Below are 15,656 nucleotides of genomic sequence, written 5' to 3'. Positions count from 1 at the left end.
ACATTGTTTCTGATTTGTTGCGATAAAGTGACTGACCTAACAGGAGAGACCAAGGTGAAAAGTGCAGAGCTGAATCAGCGTCGTTTACAGGCCACGCCGCGCGGCGTGGGCGTGATGTGTAGTTACTTTGCAGAGAAGGCGGAGAACGCCACCCTGTGGGATGTGGAAGGCAATGAAGTGATCGACTTCGCCGCCGGGATCGCGGTGCTGAATACCGGCCATCGTCACCCGAAGGTGATTGCTGCCGTGGAAAAACAGCTGCAGGCCTTTACCCACACGGCCTATCAAATTGTCCCTTATGAAAGCTATGTTTCGCTGGCAGAGCGCATTAACGCGCTGGCGCCGATTGATGGCCCGGCGAAAACCGCATTCTTCACTACCGGTGCAGAAGCGGTTGAGAATGCCGTGAAAATTGCGCGTGCCTATACCAAACGCCCCGGTCTGATCACCTTCGGGGGCGGTTTCCACGGTCGTACCTTTATGACCATGGCGCTGACCGGCAAGGTCGCGCCGTACAAAATTGGTTTTGGCCCGTTCCCCGGCTCTGTCTACCACGCGGTTTACCCGAATGCCGCGCACGGTGTGACGACTGAGGATGCGCTGAAAAGCCTGGACCGCATCTTTAAAGCCGATATCGCCGCGGACCAGGTGGCGGCCATCATACTGGAGCCGATTCAGGGTGAAGGCGGTTTCAACGTGGCACCACCTGAATTTATGCAGGCGCTGCGTAAGCTGTGCGACACCCACGGCATTCTGCTGATTGCCGATGAGGTGCAGACCGGCTTCGCGCGTACCGGCAAACTGTTTGCGATGGACTATTACGACGTTAAAGCCGACCTGATGACGATGGCGAAAAGCCTGGCCGGTGGCTTCCCGCTGTCCGGCGTGGTGGGGCGTGCCGAAGTCATGGATGCACCTGCGCCTGGCGGCCTGGGCGGTACTTATGCGGGCAACCCGTTGGCGGTTGCGGCGGCTCACGCAGTGCTGGATGTGATCAAAGAAGAGCAGCTGTGCAAGCGTGCCACCCAGCTTGGTGAGCACCTGAAAGAAGTCCTGAATCAGGCGCGCCAAAGCTGCCCGGCGATTGTTGATGTGCGTGGGCAAGGCTCGATGGTGGCGGTGGAATTTAACGATCCGCAGACCGGGAAACCTTCGCCAGAATTTACCCGCGAAGTTCAGCTCAAAGCTCAGGAACAAGGGCTGTTGCTGCTGAGCTGCGGCGTCTACGGCAACGTTATCCGCTTCCTTTATCCGCTGACCATTCCTGATGCTCAGTTCACCAAAGCGCTGGCTATTCTGTCCCAGGTGCTTAAGGGCTAATCCCCGTCGTTTGCGGCGGCAGGGAAGCCCGCCATAACACAAGGCGGCCGCAGCGCTTTTTTGCCCAGCGTGAAGTGGTTTATCACCCTGATATCCCCTGTTTTCCGGCGGGCGTTGCCGCCGGAGTAATACGGAAAATATTATGTCTGAAAACTCCACCTTCTCTCCCGCCGTCGCGCGCGGGGAGCGGACAGCTGTCCCCGGTAAATCCCTGAGTTTCGTTGAAGGCGTGTCGATGATCGTCGGCACTAACATTGGCGCGGGCGTGCTCTCTATCGCCTATGCATCAAGTAAGGCGGGCTTCTGGCCGCTGCTGTTCTGGCTGGTGCTGGTGGGCAGCCTGACCACCGTGACGATGCTTTACGTCGCCGAATCTACCTTGCGTACCCGCCAGCATTTGCAGCTCAGCGGGCTATCGCTGCGCTACGTCGGGCGCTTTGGCGCACTGATGATGTTCCTTTCCGTTTGCGTAAATAGCGTAGGAGCACTGACCGCCTATATGACCGGCAGCGGTAAGCTGCTGCACTCTTTGTTTGGTATCTCCCCGGCATTGGGCAGCGTACTGTTTTTCATTCCGGCTGCGGGCGTGCTGTACATGGGCCTGAAAGCGATCGGGCGCGGGGAAAAGTTTATTAGCGTTGGCATGGTGGTGATGATAGCGGTGCTGGTTATTGCGACGTTGCTGAAAGAGACGAGTAGCGTGGGCTATCTGCTGGAAGGCAACTGGCTTTATATGGTGCCGGTGTTCAACGTGGTGGTGTTCTGCTTCTCGGCGCAGTACATCGTGCCGGAAATGGCTCGCGGTTTTGCCGATAAGCCCGAAAAGCTGCCAAAAGCGATCATCGTTGGCATGGTTGTGACCTTTGCGTTGCTTGCCCTGGTGCCAATGTCGGTCATCATGCTTAACGGGCTGGACGATATCTCTGAGGTGGCCACCATTTCCTGGGGGAAAGCGCTGGGAGAGTGGGCATTCTTCTCGGCTAACCTGTTTGCTCTTTGCGCCATGTTGACCTCGTACTGGGGACTGGGTGGCAGTTTTCTGACCAATATCTTTGACCGCTTCCGCCTGGGCAGCGACGAGCCTTCCGTGAAGCGTTTTCTGGTGCTGCTGGTGGTGGCGATTCCCCCGTTTGTGCTGGCCTACAGCGGGCTGGTGTCGTTTGTGAATGCGCTCTATTTTGCCGGCGTGTTCAGCGGCGTGATTTTATCGATTATGCCGATCCTGATGATTAAAGGTGCCCGCCGCAGCGGCGATGTCACGCCTGGCTGGACCTGCCCGGCATTTATGACCCATCCGCTGATCCAGATTTTCATCGTGTTGCTCTACCTCTGCAGTGCCGTTTATGCGGTTGCTTCCGCTCTGGGATATTTGCCGGCGGGTTGGTGATTCCGAGGCTTGCTCCCCCGCGCCAGGAGGCGTTCCGGCGCGGTTATTTTTTTGTCACATTCTCGTTATCTAACCTTCAAATATGTCTTTCCAAATTATCGCAAATGGCGCTATGTTTAGCATAGTGTGCTGCCGTAGCGCCGGCCGTCGCCCTTAAGTTAGCTATCATATGCTTTTCTTATACCTACAAACAGAATAATGCGCTAACAAACAACAACACAACAAATTCAATAACCATAACAATGGGGACTCTCAGGATGAAAATGACGGGTAAAGCCTTACTGGCAGGATGCATTGCACTGGCAATGAGCCACGCGGCGATGGCAAAAGATATTAAGGTCGCGGTAGTAGGGGCCATGTCTGGACCGGTCGCGCAGTACGGCGATCAGGAATTTACCGGTGCCGAGCAGGCGGTGGCCGACATTAACGCCAAAGGCGGGATCAAAGGCGACAAACTGGTTATCACCAAATATGACGATGCCTGTGACCCGAAACAAGCGGTCGCGGTGGCCAACAAAGTGGTGAACGACGGCATCAAGTACGTTATCGGTCACCTGTGCTCTTCTTCCACTCAGCCAGCGTCTGATATCTACGAAGATGAAGGCATTCTGATGATCACCCCGGCGGCTACTGCTCCGGAGCTGACCGCGCGTGGTTATAAGCTGACTCTGCGCACCACCGGGCTGGACTCCGATCAGGGCCCAACCGCCGCGAAATACATTCTGGAACACGTGAAGCCTAAGCGCATTGCGGTTATCCACGATAAGCAGCAGTACGGTGAAGGCCTGGCGCGTTCCGTGCAGGACGGCCTGAAAAAAGGCGGCGCTAATGTGGTGTTCTTCGACGGGATCACCGCCGGTGAAAAAGACTTCTCTACGTTGGTTGCTCGCCTGAAGAAAGAAAACATCGACTTCGTTTACTACGGTGGCTACCACCCGGAAATGGGGCAGATCCTGCGTCAGTCCCGCGCCGCCGGCCTGAAAACCCAGTTCATGGGCCCTGAAGGCGTAGCAAACGTCTCACTGTCTAACATTGCCGGGGATTCTGCGGAAGGCCTGCTGGTAACTAAGCCGAAGAACTACGATCAGGTTCCGGCCAACAAACCGATTGTGGACGCGATTAAAGCGAAGAAACAGGATCCAAGCGGGGCATTCGTCTGGACGACCTATGCCGCCCTGCAGTCACTGGCTGCTGGCCTGAACCAGAGTGCCGATCCGGCTGCAATCTCTAAATACCTGAAAGGGGCGACCGTGGATACCGTGATGGGGCCGCTGTCCTGGGATGAGAAAGGTGACCTGAAAGGCTTTGAGTTCGGCGTGTTCACCTGGCATGCCAACGGCACAGCCACTGACGCCAAATAAACAGCAAACGGCAACCCTGGGTTGCCGTTTTAGTGTTTACTCCCTCTCCTTTTGGGAGAGGGCCGGGGTGAGGGCAGTTTATTTCCCCCAGCCGCCGCTCTGCTCGTGAAATCCGGAAGCCTGCATAAACGCCGTCATCACGGCATGATCCTCCACGCCAACATCCGCCAGCCACCAGTGGGCGATCGCCGGGTTATCCCGCATAACCTCTTCCAGCAAATACTGCCCCACGCCCCTGCGGCGGGTAATTTCGCGGACCCTCAGTGAATCCAGCGCCCCGGCATCCCCGGTGAGCGTTACGCGCACCGCGCCGAGCAGGCGATCGTTAAATTTCGCGGCGTAGATCCTTTCATTGTCGCTAAGCGTCAGTGAACCGCTGGAGTATTCCGGCCAGATCTTGCCGAGGTCAATTTTATCCTGAGCGCTAAACTCAAACAGACGAATGATTGTGAGTTTCATAAGTGACCTAACCAAAAAGCGGGAAAACCCCGAGTGTAACCAATTTATTTGCCCCAGACGCTTTATCTTTTTTATGCCGTTCAGCAGTTGATTACTTTTTAGCGCAAAGGTAAGCCAGCCTTTAAAGCGGTAGATTGAAACATGACCAGGATAAAGCACTAAAATCCAGTGAATTGTTCGGCTCTTTGTACCGCTATTTTATGCTGATTCTGGTGCTTTTTTTTGTTTAACTATGGCGAAATACAGAATATTATCTCTACTTAATCGCCTGAAAAATAGAGAGTTTAATCTGGTAAATTGTAAATTTTACCGCTAACTCCTTAAAGGCACTGATAAAAATGGTCATTGATTATAAAAGGTACTGAGTGCTTTTTAACCAATTTATGGGGATGGAACGAATGAAGATGAACGCGAAGACATTACTTGCCGGGCTGGTGGCGTTGGCTGTGTCTCACGCGGCAACCGCGGGTGATATTAAAGTAGCTGTTGTCGGGGCAATGTCAGGCCCGGTCGCGCAGTGGGGCGATATGGAATTTAACGGCGCTCGCCAGGCTATCAAAGACATCAACGCCAAAGGCGGGATCAAAGGCGACAAGCTGGTTGGCGTTGAATACGACGACGCCTGCGATCCAAAACAGGCCGTGGCGGTTGCCAACAAAATCGTCAACGACGGCGTGAAGTACGTTATTGGCCACCTGTGCTCTTCTTCCACCCAGCCGGCTTCCGACATCTATGAAGATGAAGGCATCCTGATGATCACCCCGGGCGCGACCAACCCTGAGCTGACCCAGCGCGGCTACGGCATGATCATGCGTACCGCTGGCCTCGATTCCTCCCAGGGGCCAACGGCGTCTAAATATATTCTGGAGCACGTTAAGCCGCAGCGCATCGCTATCATCCATGACAAACAGCAGTACGGCGAAGGCCTGGCACGTTCCGTCCAGGACGGGCTGAAAAAAGGCGGCGCTAATATCGTGTTCTTCGATGGGATCACCGCTGGCGACAAAGATTTCTCCACCCTGGTGGCGCGTCTGCAGAAAGAAAATATCGACTTCGTTTACTACGGCGGTTACTACCCGGAAATGGGGCAGATCCTGCGCCAGGCGCGTGCCGTTGGCCTGAAAACCCAGTTTATGGGGCCGGAAGGCGTGGGTAACGCTTCTCTGTCTAACATCGCGGGCCCTGCGGGCGAAGGGATGCTGGTCACCATGCCTAAGCGCTATGACCAGGATCCTGCCAACAAAGCTATCGTTGACGAACTGAAAGCGGCGAAGAAAGACCCGAGCGGCCCGTACGTGTGGATCACCTACGCGGCAGTTCAGTCTCTGGCAACCGCCATGGACCGCACCGGCAGCAAAGATCCTGCTGCGCTGGTGAAAGATTTAAAAGCACACGGTGCGAGCACCGTTATTGGGCCGCTGAACTGGGATGAGAAAGGCGATTTGAAAGGATTTGAATTCGGTGTCTTCCAGTGGCACGCCGATGGGTCGTCCTCCGTGGCGAAGTAAGGCGAAGGCTGCACAGTCATCCCACCCCCAGCCTATGCTGGGGGTTTTTAAAAGGTTAAGTTATGTCCGAGCAGTTTCTCTACTTCCTGCAGCAGATGTTTAACGGCGTCACGCTGGGCAGTACCTACGCGCTGATCGCCATCGGTTACACGATGGTGTACGGCATTATTGGCATGATCAACTTCGCCCACGGCGAAGTGTATATGATAGGCAGCTACGTCTCTTTCATGATCATCGCCGCACTGATGATGCTCGGTATCGATGTGGGCTGGATGCTGGTGGGCGCAGGTTTTATCGGGGCCATTATCATCGCCAGCGCCTACGGCTGGAGTATTGAGCGCGTCGCCTACAAACCGGTGCGTAATTCTAAGCGCCTGATCGCGCTGATTTCCGCCATCGGGATGTCCATCTTCCTGCAAAACTACGTCAGCCTGACGGAAGGTTCACGCGATATCGCGCTGCCAAGCCTGTTTAACGGCCAGTGGATTGTGGGGGCGAGTGATAACTTCACCGCCACCATTACCACCATGCAGCTGGTTATCTGGGTTGTGACTTTCCTGGCTATGCTGGCGCTGACGCTGTTCATCCGCTATTCCCGCATGGGCCGTGCCTGCCGCGCCTGTGCTGAAGACCTGAAAATGGCCAGCCTGCTTGGCATTAACACCGATCGCGTCATCTCTCTGACCTTTGTGATTGGTGCCGCGATGGCGGCGGTAGCCGGCGTGTTGCTGGGCCAGTTCTACGGCGTCATCAACCCGTACATCGGCTTTATGGCGGGGATGAAAGCCTTTACCGCCGCGGTACTTGGCGGCATAGGCAGTATTCCGGGCGCAATGATTGGCGGCCTGATCCTCGGCGTGGCCGAAGCGCTGACTTCCGCTTATTTGAGCACGGAATATAAAGACGTCGTCTCCTTCGCGCTGCTGATTGTGGTGCTGCTGGTGATGCCTACCGGGATCCTGGGTCGTCCGGAGGTTGAGAAAGTATGAAACCGATGCATATTGTCTTTTCGCTGCTCTCCGCGGCCATGTTCTTTGTCTTAGCATCGGTGTTTATGGGTGTTCAGCTGAGTCTGGACGGCACCAAACTGGTGGTAAACAGCGCGCCTTCCGTGCGCTGGGAATGGGTTTTCATCGGCACCGCTGCGGTGCTGGTGTTCCAGTTACTGCGCCCGCTGTTCCAGAAGGGCATGAAGAAAGTGTCCGGGCCGAAGTTTGTGCTGCCGGCGCTGGATGGCTCTACGGTTAAGCAGAAGCTGTTCCTGGTGGCGCTGCTGATTGCGGCCGTTGCGTGGCCATTCCTGGTTTCACGCGGCACCGTAGACATTGCTACGTTAACCATGATTTACATCATCCTCGGACTGGGGCTGAACGTAGTCGTAGGGCTCTCCGGCCTGCTGGTGCTGGGGTACGGCGGCTTTTACGCTATCGGGGCTTATACCTTTGCGTTGCTGAACCATTATTACGGGCTGGGCTTCTGGACCTGTCTGCCGCTGGCGGGTCTGGTGGCTGCCGCGGCGGGCTTCCTGCTCGGCTTCCCGGTGCTGCGCCTGCGCGGTGACTACCTGGCGATTGTGACGCTGGGCTTCGGCGAAATCGTCCGTATTCTGCTGCTGAACAATACCGATATTACCGGCGGTCCGAACGGCATCAGCCAGATCCCAAAACCGACCTTCTTTGGCCTGGAGTTTAGCCGTACCGCCCGCGAAGGCGGCTGGGATACTTTCAGTAACTTCTTCAACGTGGCCTACGACCCGAGCGACAGGGTTGTTTTCCTTTACCTGGTGGCGCTGCTGCTGGTTGTGCTGTCGCTGTTCGTGATTAACCGCCTGCTGCGTATGCCGCTGGGTCGCGCCTGGGAAGCGCTGCGCGAAGATGAGATTGCCTGCCGTTCGCTGGGCCTGAACCCAACCCGCATTAAGCTGACAGCGTTCACCATCAGCGCCGCCTTTGCGGGCTTTGCCGGGACGCTGTTTGCCGCACGCCAGGGCTTTGTCAGCCCGGAATCCTTCACCTTCGCCGAGTCGGCGTTTGTGCTGGCGATTGTGGTCCTGGGTGGGATGGGCTCGCAGTTCGCGGTTATTTTGGCCGCTATTCTGCTGGTTGTTTCCCGCGAGCTGATGCGTGACCTGAACGAGTACAGCATGCTGGTGCTCGGTGGCCTGATGGTGCTGATGATGATTTGGCGTCCACAAGGGTTGCTGCCGATGACGCGTCCGCATCTGAAGCTGAAAAAAGAGCAAGTGAAAGGGGAGCAGGCATGAGTCAGCCATTGTTATCCGTAAGCGGTCTGATGATGCGTTTCGGCGGCCTGCTGGCCGTCAACAATGTCTCGCTTGAGCTGCATCCACAGGAAATTGTTTCGCTTATCGGGCCGAACGGTGCCGGTAAAACCACGGTGTTTAACTGCCTGACCGGCTTCTATAAGCCAACCGGCGGCACCATTTTGCTGCGCGACCAGCATCTGGAAGGCTTACCGGGCCAGCAGATTGCGCGTATGGGCGTGGTGCGCACCTTCCAGCATGTGCGTCTGTTCCGTGAAATGACGGTGATTGAGAACCTGCTGGTGGCGCAACATCAGCAGTTGAAAACCGGTATTTTCTCTGGATTGCTGAAAACCCCTGGCTTCCGTCGTGCCCAGAGCGAAGCGCTGGACAGAGCGGCAACCTGGCTCGAACGTATCGGGCTGCTGGAGCACGCTAACCGCCAGGCAAGCAACCTGGCCTATGGCGATCAGCGTCGCCTTGAAATTGCTCGCTGCATGGTAACCCAGCCGGAGATCCTGATGCTGGACGAGCCAGCCGCTGGCCTTAACCCGAAAGAAACCCATGAGCTGGATGAACTGATTATGGAACTGCGTAATCACCACAACACCACGGTGTTGTTGATTGAGCATGACATGAAGCTGGTCATGGGCATTTCCGATCGTATCTACGTGGTGAATCAGGGAACGCCGTTAGCCAACGGCACGCCGGAGCAAATCCGCAACAACCCCGACGTCATTCGCGCCTATCTGGGTGAGGCTTAAGATGGAAAATGTAATGCTGTCGTTTGACAAGGTGAGCGCCCACTACGGCAAAATCCAGGCGCTGCACGACGTCAGTCTGCATATTAAACAAGGCGAAATTGTTACGCTCATCGGCGCTAACGGCGCGGGGAAAACAACGCTGCTTGGCACGCTTTGCGGCGACCCGCGAGCGACCAGCGGCCGCATCGTGTTTGATGGCAAAGATATTACAGACTGGCATACCGCACGCATCATGCGTGAGGCGGTGGCGATTGTGCCGGAAGGGCGCCGCGTTTTCTCCCGCATGACGGTGGAAGAGAACCTGGCGATGGGCGGCTTTTTTGCCGAGCGCGATCAGTTCCAGTCGCGCATCAAGCGCGTCTACGATCTGTTCCCGCGCCTGCATGAGCGCCGTATCCAGCGGGCGGGCACCATGTCCGGCGGCGAGCAGCAGATGCTGGCGATTGGCCGGGCGCTGATGAGCCAGCCGCGTCTGTTACTGTTAGATGAACCCTCGCTGGGCCTGGCGCCGATCATCATCCAGCAAATCTTCGACACCATTGAACAGCTCCGCAGCGAAGGGATGACCATCTTCCTCGTGGAGCAGAACGCCAACCAGGCGCTGAAACTGGCCGATCGGGGCTACGTGCTGGAAAACGGCCACGTCGTGCTGGAAGACACCGGCGATGCGCTGCTGGCGAATGAAGCGGTGCGGAGTGCCTACTTAGGCGGGTAATAAAAGCAAAACGGCAACTTCGGTTGCCGTTTTTTTTTGTTGGCACCCTCTCCCTGTGGGAGAGGGCCGGGGTGAGGGCAGCAGGCCACTCAGTTTTGTTGGCACCCTCTCCCTGTGGGAGAGGGCCGGGGTGAGGGCAGCAGGTCACACAGTTTTGTTGGCACCCTCTCCCTGTGGGAGAGGGCCGGGGTGAGGGCAGCAGGTCACACAGTTTTGTTGGCACCCTCTCCCTGTGGGAGAGGGCCGGGGTAAGGGCAGCAGGCCACACAGTTTTGTTGGCACCCTCTCCCCAAAGGGGGCAAGGAAAATATATCCCTGGTTAATAAAGAAATATTTCATTCACTTCGCTGTAACCATTCTGTCATCCGTCCGTTATTTTTCTGTCATTCGAGCGTGTCATGTTACCTCGCGAGCATAAAACGCGTGATTTCGCGCATCCGGCACAACAAGAGAGATAACCGAATGACATCGTTACGACACACAGCTTTAGCCCTGACGCTGGGTATGGCATTTGCCTCCCAGGCGATGGCCGTTACCACCATCCCTTTCTGGCATTCAATGGACGGGGAACTGGGTAAAGAAGTGGATTCTCTGGCAAACCGTTTCAATGAAACGCACCCTGATTACAAAATTGTGCCGGTTTATAAAGGCAACTACGATCAAAGCCTGGCGGCGGGTATCGCGGCATACCGTTCCGGTAACGCCCCGGCCATCCTGCAGGTATATGAAGTCGGCACCGCGACCATGATGGCTTCCAAAGCGATCAAGCCGGTCTACGAAGTATTTAAAGATGCCGGTATCAACTTCGACGAATCTCAGTTCGTACCGACCGTGGCCGGTTACTACACCGACTCTAAAACGGGCCACCTGCTGTCTCAGCCTTTCAACAGCTCCACCCCGGTGCTGTATTACAACAAAGACGCTTTCAAGAAAGCCGGTCTGAACCCGGATGAGCCACCAAAAACCTGGCAGGACGTGGCGGCATACAGCGCCAAACTGCGCGCAGCGGGCATGAAGTGCGGCTACGCCAGCGGCTGGCAGGGCTGGATCCAGCTGGAGAACTTCAGCGCCTGGCACGGCCTGCCGTTCGCGACCAAAAACAACGGTTTTGACGGTACGGATGCAGTGCTTGAGTTCAACAAACCTGAGCAGGTGAAACATATCGCGCTGCTGGAAGAGATGAACAAGAAGGGCGACTTCACCTACTTCGGTCGTAAAGACGAGTCCACCGAGAAGTTCTACAACGGTGACTGCGCGATTACTACCGCCTCTTCCGGCTCCCTGGCTGACATCCGCCAGTACGCGAAATTCAACTACGGCGTAGGCATGATGCCTTACGACGCAGACGTGAAAGGCGCGCCACAGAACGCCATCATCGGCGGGGCAAGCCTGTGGGTTATGCAGGGTAAAGACAAGCCAACCTACACCGGCGTGGCTGAGTTCATGCAGTTCCTGGCTAAGCCAGAAATCGCCGCTGAATGGCACCAGAAAACCGGCTACCTGCCGATCACTACCGCGGCTTACGAACTGACTCGTAAAGAAGGCTTCTACGACAAGAACCCGGGTGCGGATACCGCCACTCGCCAGATGCTGAACAAGCCACCATTGCCGTTCACCAAAGGTCTGCGTCTGGGCAACATGCCTCAGATCCGTACCGTGGTTGACGAAGAGCTGGAGTCCGTCTGGACCGGTAAGAAAACGCCACAGCAGGCGCTGGATGCTTCCGTTGAGCGTGGTAACCAGCTGCTGCGCCGCTTCGAGCAATCTACCAAGTCTTAAGTTCTACCCTCGCCCTCTCCCGTAAGGGAGGGGCAGAGTACGGCGCTCTCTGTGAAAGGAGAGCGTTGTGCTGAGGGGCAAAGCATCGCCTGTTCTAACATTAACCGAGTAACCCTATGTCATCATCTCGCCCGGTGTTCCGTTCAAGTTGGCTACCCTATGCGCTGGTTCTGCCACAGCTGATCATCACCGTCATTTTCTTTATCTGGCCGGCGGGCGAAGCCCTCTGGTACTCGCTGCAAAATCTTGACCCGTTTGGTCTGTCCAGCCATTTCGTTGGCCTGGATAACTTCGTGCAGCTCTTCCACGATAGCTACTATCTGGACTCTTTCTACACCACCATGATCTTCAGTGGCCTGGTGGCGGGCTGCGGGCTTCTGGCTTCGCTGTTCTTCGCCGCGCTGGTGGATTATGTGGTGCGCGGCAGCCGTTTTTATCAAACGCTAATGCTGCTGCCCTATGCCGTCGCACCCGCCATTGCCGCGGTGCTGTGGATTTTCCTGTTTAACCCAGGGCGTGGGCTGATTACCCACGTACTGGAAGAGTTCGGCTACAACTGGAACCACGCGCAGAACAGCGGCCAGGCCATGTTCCTGGTGGTATTCGCGTCCGTGTGGAAACAGATTAGCTACAACTTCCTGTTCTTCTTTGCCGCTCTGCAGTCGATTCCGCGTTCGCTGGTGGAAGCCGCAGCCATTGACGGAGCCGGCCCCGTACGCCGCTTCTTCTTTATCTCGCTGCCGCTTATCGCCCCGGTGAGCTTCTTCCTGCTGGTGGTGAACCTGGTATATGCCTTCTTCGACACCTTCCCGGTAATTGATGCGGCAACCGGCGGTGGCCCGGTGCAGGCGACCACCACGCTTATCTACAAGATTTATCGCGAAGGGTTTACCGGGCTGGATCTCTCTTCCTCGGCGGCGCAATCGGTGGTGCTGATGCTGCTGGTGATCGTCCTGACGGTGGTTCAGTTCCGCTTCGTTGAACGTAAGGTGCGCTACCAATGATTGAGAACCGTCGCGGGCTGACTATCTTCAGCCATACCATGCTGATTCTGGGCATCATCGTCATTCTGTTCCCGCTGTACGTGGCGTTTGTTGCCGCGACGCTGGACAACAAAGCCGTATTCGATACGCCGATGACGCTGATCCCCGGCACTCACCTGTGGGAAAACATCCACTACATCTGGACCAACGGCGTGGCGGTCAACAGCGCCCCGTTCGGGCGTATGCTGTTCAACAGCACGGTGATGGCGCTGGTGATCACCATCGGCAAAATCGCCGTGTCGATGCTGTCGGCCTTCGCCATCGTCTGGTTCCGTTTCCCGCTGCGTAACCTGTTCTTCTGGATGATTTTCATCACCCTGATGCTGCCGGTCGAAGTGCGTATTTTCCCGACGGTTGAGGTTATCTCTAACCTGAAAATGCTCGACAGCTACACCGGTCTGACGCTGCCGCTGATGGCGTCGGCCACGGCCACGTTCCTGTTTCGCCAGTTTTTCATGACGCTGCCAGACGAGCTGATGGAAGCGGCACGCATCGACGGCGCCTCGCCGATGCGCTTTTTCTTTGACATCGTGCTGCCGCTGTCCAAAACCAACCTGGCGGCGCTGTTCGTGATCACCTTTATCTATGGCTGGAACCAGTATCTCTGGCCTCTGCTGATTATCACCGATGCTGACCTGGGCACCGCCGTGGCGGGCATCAAGAGCATGATTGCCAGCGGTGATGGCGTAACGCAGTGGAACCAGGTCATGGCAGCGATGCTGCTGACGCTTGTCCCACCGGTTGTTATTGTTTTAGTTATGCAGCGCGCCTTTGTGCGTGGTCTGGTTGATAGTGAGAAGTAGGAACCTTTCATGGCTGGTTTAAAATTACAGGCAGTAACTAAGAGCTGGGACGGTAAAACCCAGGTGATTCAGCCGCTGACCGTGGACGTAGCGGACGGCGAATTCATCGTGATGGTCGGGCCTTCTGGCTGCGGTAAATCTACGCTGCTGCGTATGGTGGCCGGGCTGGAGCAGGTGACCAGCGGGGATATCTGGATTGACAGCCAGCGCGTCACCGACATGGAACCCAAAGAGCGCGGGATCGCGATGGTGTTCCAGAACTATGCGCTCTATCCGCACATGACGGTGGAAGAGAACATGGCCTGGGGCCTGAAAATTCGCGGCATGGGCAAAGAACAGATCCGCCAGAAGGTGCTGGAAGCCGCCCGTATTCTGGAGCTGGATGCGTTGCTGACCCGTCGCCCGCGTGAGCTCTCCGGCGGCCAGCGCCAGCGTGTTGCCATGGGCCGCGCCATTGTGCGCGATCCGGCGGTATTCCTGTTCGACGAACCGCTGTCTAACCTTGATGCCAAGCTGCGTGTACAGATGCGCCTTGAACTGCAACAGCTTCATCGCCGCCTGAAAACGACCAGCCTGTACGTGACGCACGACCAGGTTGAGGCCATGACGCTCGCCCAGCGCGTAATGGTGATGAACAAAGGCGTGGCGGAGCAGATTGGTACGCCTGTAGAGGTTTACGAGCGCCCGGCCAGCCGCTTTGTGGCAAGTTTTATTGGCTCTCCGGCGATGAACCTGCTGGATGGCAACATCAGCATCGACGGTTCACGCTTTGAGCTGGACGGCGGCGATGTGCTGCCGATTGGTAGCCAGCGCCTGCAGTGGGTTGGCCGCCCGATGACGCTAGGTATCCGCCCGGAACATATTGCGCTAAGCTCACAGGCTGCAGGTGGCATCCCGATTGTAGTGGAAACCCTTGAAATGCTGGGGGCTGATAATCTGGTCCATGGCCGCTGGGGCGGACAAAAAGTCGTGATCCGCCTTGGGCATCAGGAACGCCCGCAGCCGGGAACCACGCTTTGGGTTCACCTGCCGGAAGAACATTTGCACTTCTTTGATGGCAAAAACGGACAACGTTTATGAGCAACTGGCCTTACCCAAAAATCGTCGCCCACCGTGGCGGCGGTAAACTTGCCCCGGAAAACACCCTCGCGGCAATCGACGTCGGGGCGCGTTACGGCCATACCATGATTGAGTTTGACGCCAAGCTCTCTCGCGACGGGCAAATCTTTCTGCTCCATGACGACACGCTTGAGCGAACCAGCAATGGCTGGGGAATCGCCGGCGAGCTGACCTGGGACAATCTGCTGAAAGTTGACGCAGGAAGCTGGTTCAGTCGTGAATATGCGGGTGAGCCGCTGCCGCTGCTTTCTCAGGTGGCTGAACGCTGTAAACAGCACGGCATGATGGCCAACATCGAGATCAAGCCAACCACCGGTCTGGAAACCGAAACCGGCAAAGTGGTTGCGCTGGCTGCCCGTGAACTGTGGGCCGGGCAAACGGCACCGCTACTTTCTTCCTTCGAGATTGAGGCCCTGGAAGCCGCACAGCTTGCGGCACCTGAACTGCCTCGAGGTCTGCTGCTGGATGAATGGCGTGATGACTGGCAGGAACTGACCACCCGGTTACAGTGTGTGTCTATTCACCTGAACCATCAGTTGCTGGATGAAGCCCGGGTGAAAGCGCTAAAAGCCGCTGGACTGTATATTCTGGTTTATACCGTGAACGTTCCTCACCGCGCGGCCGTGCTGCTGCAGTGGGGCGTCGATGCAATCTGTACCGACCGCATCGACGAGATAGGCCCTAACTTCTCCGCATAACGCCTTACGGCGTGACTGGCGGCAGCGTTGAACTGTTTGGCTTCAACATGCCGCCGTTATTTCCTTTTAGCATCCCACCATTGGTGTTCGGCAACGGCTGCGGGTTTATACCGGGCTGCGACTGCAGGACGCGCTGCTGATTGTTGTTCAACTGCGTTTGAAGCTGCTGTTGCTGAAGCTGATTTTGCGACTGAATCTGCTGCCTGAGCATCCCTTGCTGCTGGGATTGTTGCGTTTGCATCTGCGTCAGCATCCGCTGCTGGCTCGGGTTCTGATAGCCCGGCTGGTTAGGGTTATTGGTGTTGTTGAGCGGCTGTGCGAGCGCGGTTAGCGGCAGCAAGGCTGCCAGAAGCCATATCTTTTTCATCGTTGTCTCCTCCCGTCAGGGGTGCCTTAAGTTTACTCCGTTTCCTTTATCACGGTGATTATTTCGGATT

Annotated in this window: 15 protein-coding genes; 13 read left to right on the top strand and 2 right to left on the bottom strand. The window is 56.5% G+C overall.

Annotated elements, in window-relative coordinates; translation table 11 throughout:
* The first annotated feature begins 54 nt into the window (after positions 1-54).
* The 3 genes from VW41_22305 to VW41_22295 all read left to right on the top strand — a co-directional run bounded on the left by VW41_22305 (position 55) and on the right by VW41_22295 (position 4,068).
* Entirely contained in the window at positions 55-1,320 is a 1,266-nt protein-coding gene (locus VW41_22305; GenBank protein AJZ91558.1) for a 4-aminobutyrate aminotransferase, read from the top strand.
* Positions 1,321-1,462: 142 nt separating this feature from the next.
* Positions 1,463-2,707, top strand: a complete 1,245-nt coding sequence (locus tag VW41_22300; protein ID AJZ91557.1) for an amino acid permease — start codon at positions 1,463-1,465, stop codon at positions 2,705-2,707.
* Between the two features lie 263 nt (positions 2,708-2,970).
* Positions 2,971-4,068: a leucine ABC transporter substrate-binding protein gene (locus VW41_22295; GenBank protein AJZ91556.1), complete on the top strand. Its 1,098-nt coding sequence runs from the start codon at positions 2,971-2,973 to the stop codon at positions 4,066-4,068.
* A gap of 78 nt (positions 4,069-4,146) precedes the next feature.
* Here VW41_22295 and VW41_22290 read toward each other — a convergent pair whose 3' ends face one another.
* The gene (locus tag VW41_22290) at positions 4,147-4,527 is read right to left on the bottom strand and encodes a hypothetical protein (GenBank protein AJZ92052.1); all 381 of its coding nucleotides are present in this window, start codon (positions 4,525-4,527) and stop codon (positions 4,147-4,149) included.
* A gap of 398 nt (positions 4,528-4,925) precedes the next feature.
* On the opposite strand from VW41_22290, the gene VW41_22285 reads away from it, so the two are divergent.
* From VW41_22285 to ugpQ, 10 genes are all read left to right on the top strand, one after another.
* Complete coding sequence (locus tag VW41_22285; GenBank protein ID AJZ91555.1) at positions 4,926-6,035, top strand: leucine ABC transporter substrate-binding protein; 1,110 nt, start codon at positions 4,926-4,928, stop codon at positions 6,033-6,035.
* A gap of 62 nt (positions 6,036-6,097) precedes the next feature.
* Positions 6,098-7,024, top strand: coding sequence for a branched-chain amino acid transporter permease subunit LivH (locus VW41_22280; protein ID AJZ91554.1), 927 nt, complete (start codon positions 6,098-6,100; stop codon positions 7,022-7,024).
* Positions 7,021-8,298, top strand: coding sequence for a leucine/isoleucine/valine transporter permease subunit (gene livM / locus VW41_22275; protein ID AJZ91553.1), 1,278 nt, complete (start codon positions 7,021-7,023; stop codon positions 8,296-8,298). The genes VW41_22280 and livM overlap by 4 nt, the downstream gene beginning before the upstream one ends.
* A complete protein-coding gene (livG, locus tag VW41_22270; protein ID AJZ91552.1) occupies positions 8,295-9,062 on the top strand; it encodes a leucine/isoleucine/valine transporter ATP-binding subunit in 768 nt (255 codons plus the stop codon). Before livM ends, livG begins: the two co-directional genes overlap by 4 nt.
* A 13-nt stretch (positions 9,063-9,075) precedes the next feature.
* Positions 9,076-9,777, top strand: a complete 702-nt coding sequence (livF, locus tag VW41_22265) for a leucine/isoleucine/valine transporter ATP-binding subunit (protein AJZ92051.1) — start codon at positions 9,076-9,078, stop codon at positions 9,775-9,777.
* Between the two features lie 462 nt (positions 9,778-10,239).
* On the top strand, positions 10,240-11,556 hold the full coding sequence (locus tag VW41_22260) for a glycerol-3-phosphate ABC transporter substrate-binding protein (protein ID AJZ91551.1): 1,317 nt from the start codon (positions 10,240-10,242) through the stop codon (positions 11,554-11,556).
* Positions 11,557-11,672: 116 nt separating this feature from the next.
* Positions 11,673-12,560 carry a glycerol-3-phosphate transporter permease gene (locus tag VW41_22255; protein AJZ91550.1) on the top strand — a complete coding sequence of 296 codons (888 nt, stop codon included), beginning with the start codon at positions 11,673-11,675 and terminating at the stop codon, positions 12,558-12,560.
* Positions 12,557-13,402: a glycerol-3-phosphate transporter membrane protein gene (locus tag VW41_22250; protein ID AJZ91549.1), complete on the top strand. Its 846-nt coding sequence runs from the start codon at positions 12,557-12,559 to the stop codon at positions 13,400-13,402. The genes VW41_22255 and VW41_22250 overlap by 4 nt, the downstream gene beginning before the upstream one ends.
* 9 nt (positions 13,403-13,411) lie before the next feature.
* A complete protein-coding gene (ugpC, locus tag VW41_22245; GenBank protein ID AJZ91548.1) occupies positions 13,412-14,482 on the top strand; it encodes a glycerol-3-phosphate transporter ATP-binding subunit in 1,071 nt (356 codons plus the stop codon).
* Entirely contained in the window at positions 14,479-15,219 is a 741-nt protein-coding gene (ugpQ, locus tag VW41_22240) for a glycerophosphodiester phosphodiesterase (protein ID AJZ91547.1), read from the top strand. The genes ugpC and ugpQ overlap by 4 nt, the downstream gene beginning before the upstream one ends.
* A 4-nt stretch (positions 15,220-15,223) precedes the next feature.
* On the opposite strand, the gene VW41_22235 is transcribed toward ugpQ, so the two are convergent.
* The gene (locus VW41_22235; protein AJZ91546.1) at positions 15,224-15,586 is read right to left on the bottom strand and encodes a membrane protein; all 363 of its coding nucleotides are present in this window, start codon (positions 15,584-15,586) and stop codon (positions 15,224-15,226) included.
* Positions 15,587-15,656 lie beyond the last annotated feature (70 nt).

Source organism: Klebsiella michiganensis, from assembly GCA_000963575.1.
Lineage (GTDB): Bacteria > Pseudomonadota > Gammaproteobacteria > Enterobacterales > Enterobacteriaceae > Cedecea > Cedecea michiganensis_A.
Note: the sequence above shows the minus strand (reverse complement) of the source record. Positions and strands in the feature narration are given on the sequence as shown.

What these genes read in the sequence shown, in the direction of transcription:
- VW41_22300 (AJZ91557.1), top strand. Translation starts at nt 1,463, where the DNA reads ATGTCTGAAAACTCCACCTTCTCTCCCGCCGTCGCGCGCGGGGAGCGG.
- VW41_22295 (AJZ91556.1), top strand. Translation starts at nt 2,971, where the DNA reads ATGACGGGTAAAGCCTTACTGGCAGGATGCATTGCACTGGCAATGAGC.
- VW41_22290 (AJZ92052.1), bottom strand. Translation starts at nt 4,527, where the DNA reads ATGAAACTCACAATCATTCGTCTGTTTGAGTTTAGCGCTCAGGATAAA.
- VW41_22285 (AJZ91555.1), top strand. Translation starts at nt 4,926, where the DNA reads ATGAAGATGAACGCGAAGACATTACTTGCCGGGCTGGTGGCGTTGGCT.
- VW41_22280 (AJZ91554.1), top strand. Translation starts at nt 6,098, where the DNA reads ATGTCCGAGCAGTTTCTCTACTTCCTGCAGCAGATGTTTAACGGCGTC.
- livM (AJZ91553.1), top strand. Translation starts at nt 7,021, where the DNA reads ATGAAACCGATGCATATTGTCTTTTCGCTGCTCTCCGCGGCCATGTTC.
- livG (AJZ91552.1), top strand. Translation starts at nt 8,295, where the DNA reads ATGAGTCAGCCATTGTTATCCGTAAGCGGTCTGATGATGCGTTTCGGC.
- livF (AJZ92051.1), top strand. Translation starts at nt 9,076, where the DNA reads ATGCTGTCGTTTGACAAGGTGAGCGCCCACTACGGCAAAATCCAGGCG.
- VW41_22260 (AJZ91551.1), top strand. Translation starts at nt 10,240, where the DNA reads ATGACATCGTTACGACACACAGCTTTAGCCCTGACGCTGGGTATGGCA.
- VW41_22255 (AJZ91550.1), top strand. Translation starts at nt 11,673, where the DNA reads ATGTCATCATCTCGCCCGGTGTTCCGTTCAAGTTGGCTACCCTATGCG.
- VW41_22250 (AJZ91549.1), top strand. Translation starts at nt 12,557, where the DNA reads ATGATTGAGAACCGTCGCGGGCTGACTATCTTCAGCCATACCATGCTG.
- ugpC (AJZ91548.1), top strand. Translation starts at nt 13,412, where the DNA reads ATGGCTGGTTTAAAATTACAGGCAGTAACTAAGAGCTGGGACGGTAAA.
- ugpQ (AJZ91547.1), top strand. Translation starts at nt 14,479, where the DNA reads ATGAGCAACTGGCCTTACCCAAAAATCGTCGCCCACCGTGGCGGCGGT.
- VW41_22235 (AJZ91546.1), bottom strand. Translation starts at nt 15,586, where the DNA reads ATGAAAAAGATATGGCTTCTGGCAGCCTTGCTGCCGCTAACCGCGCTC.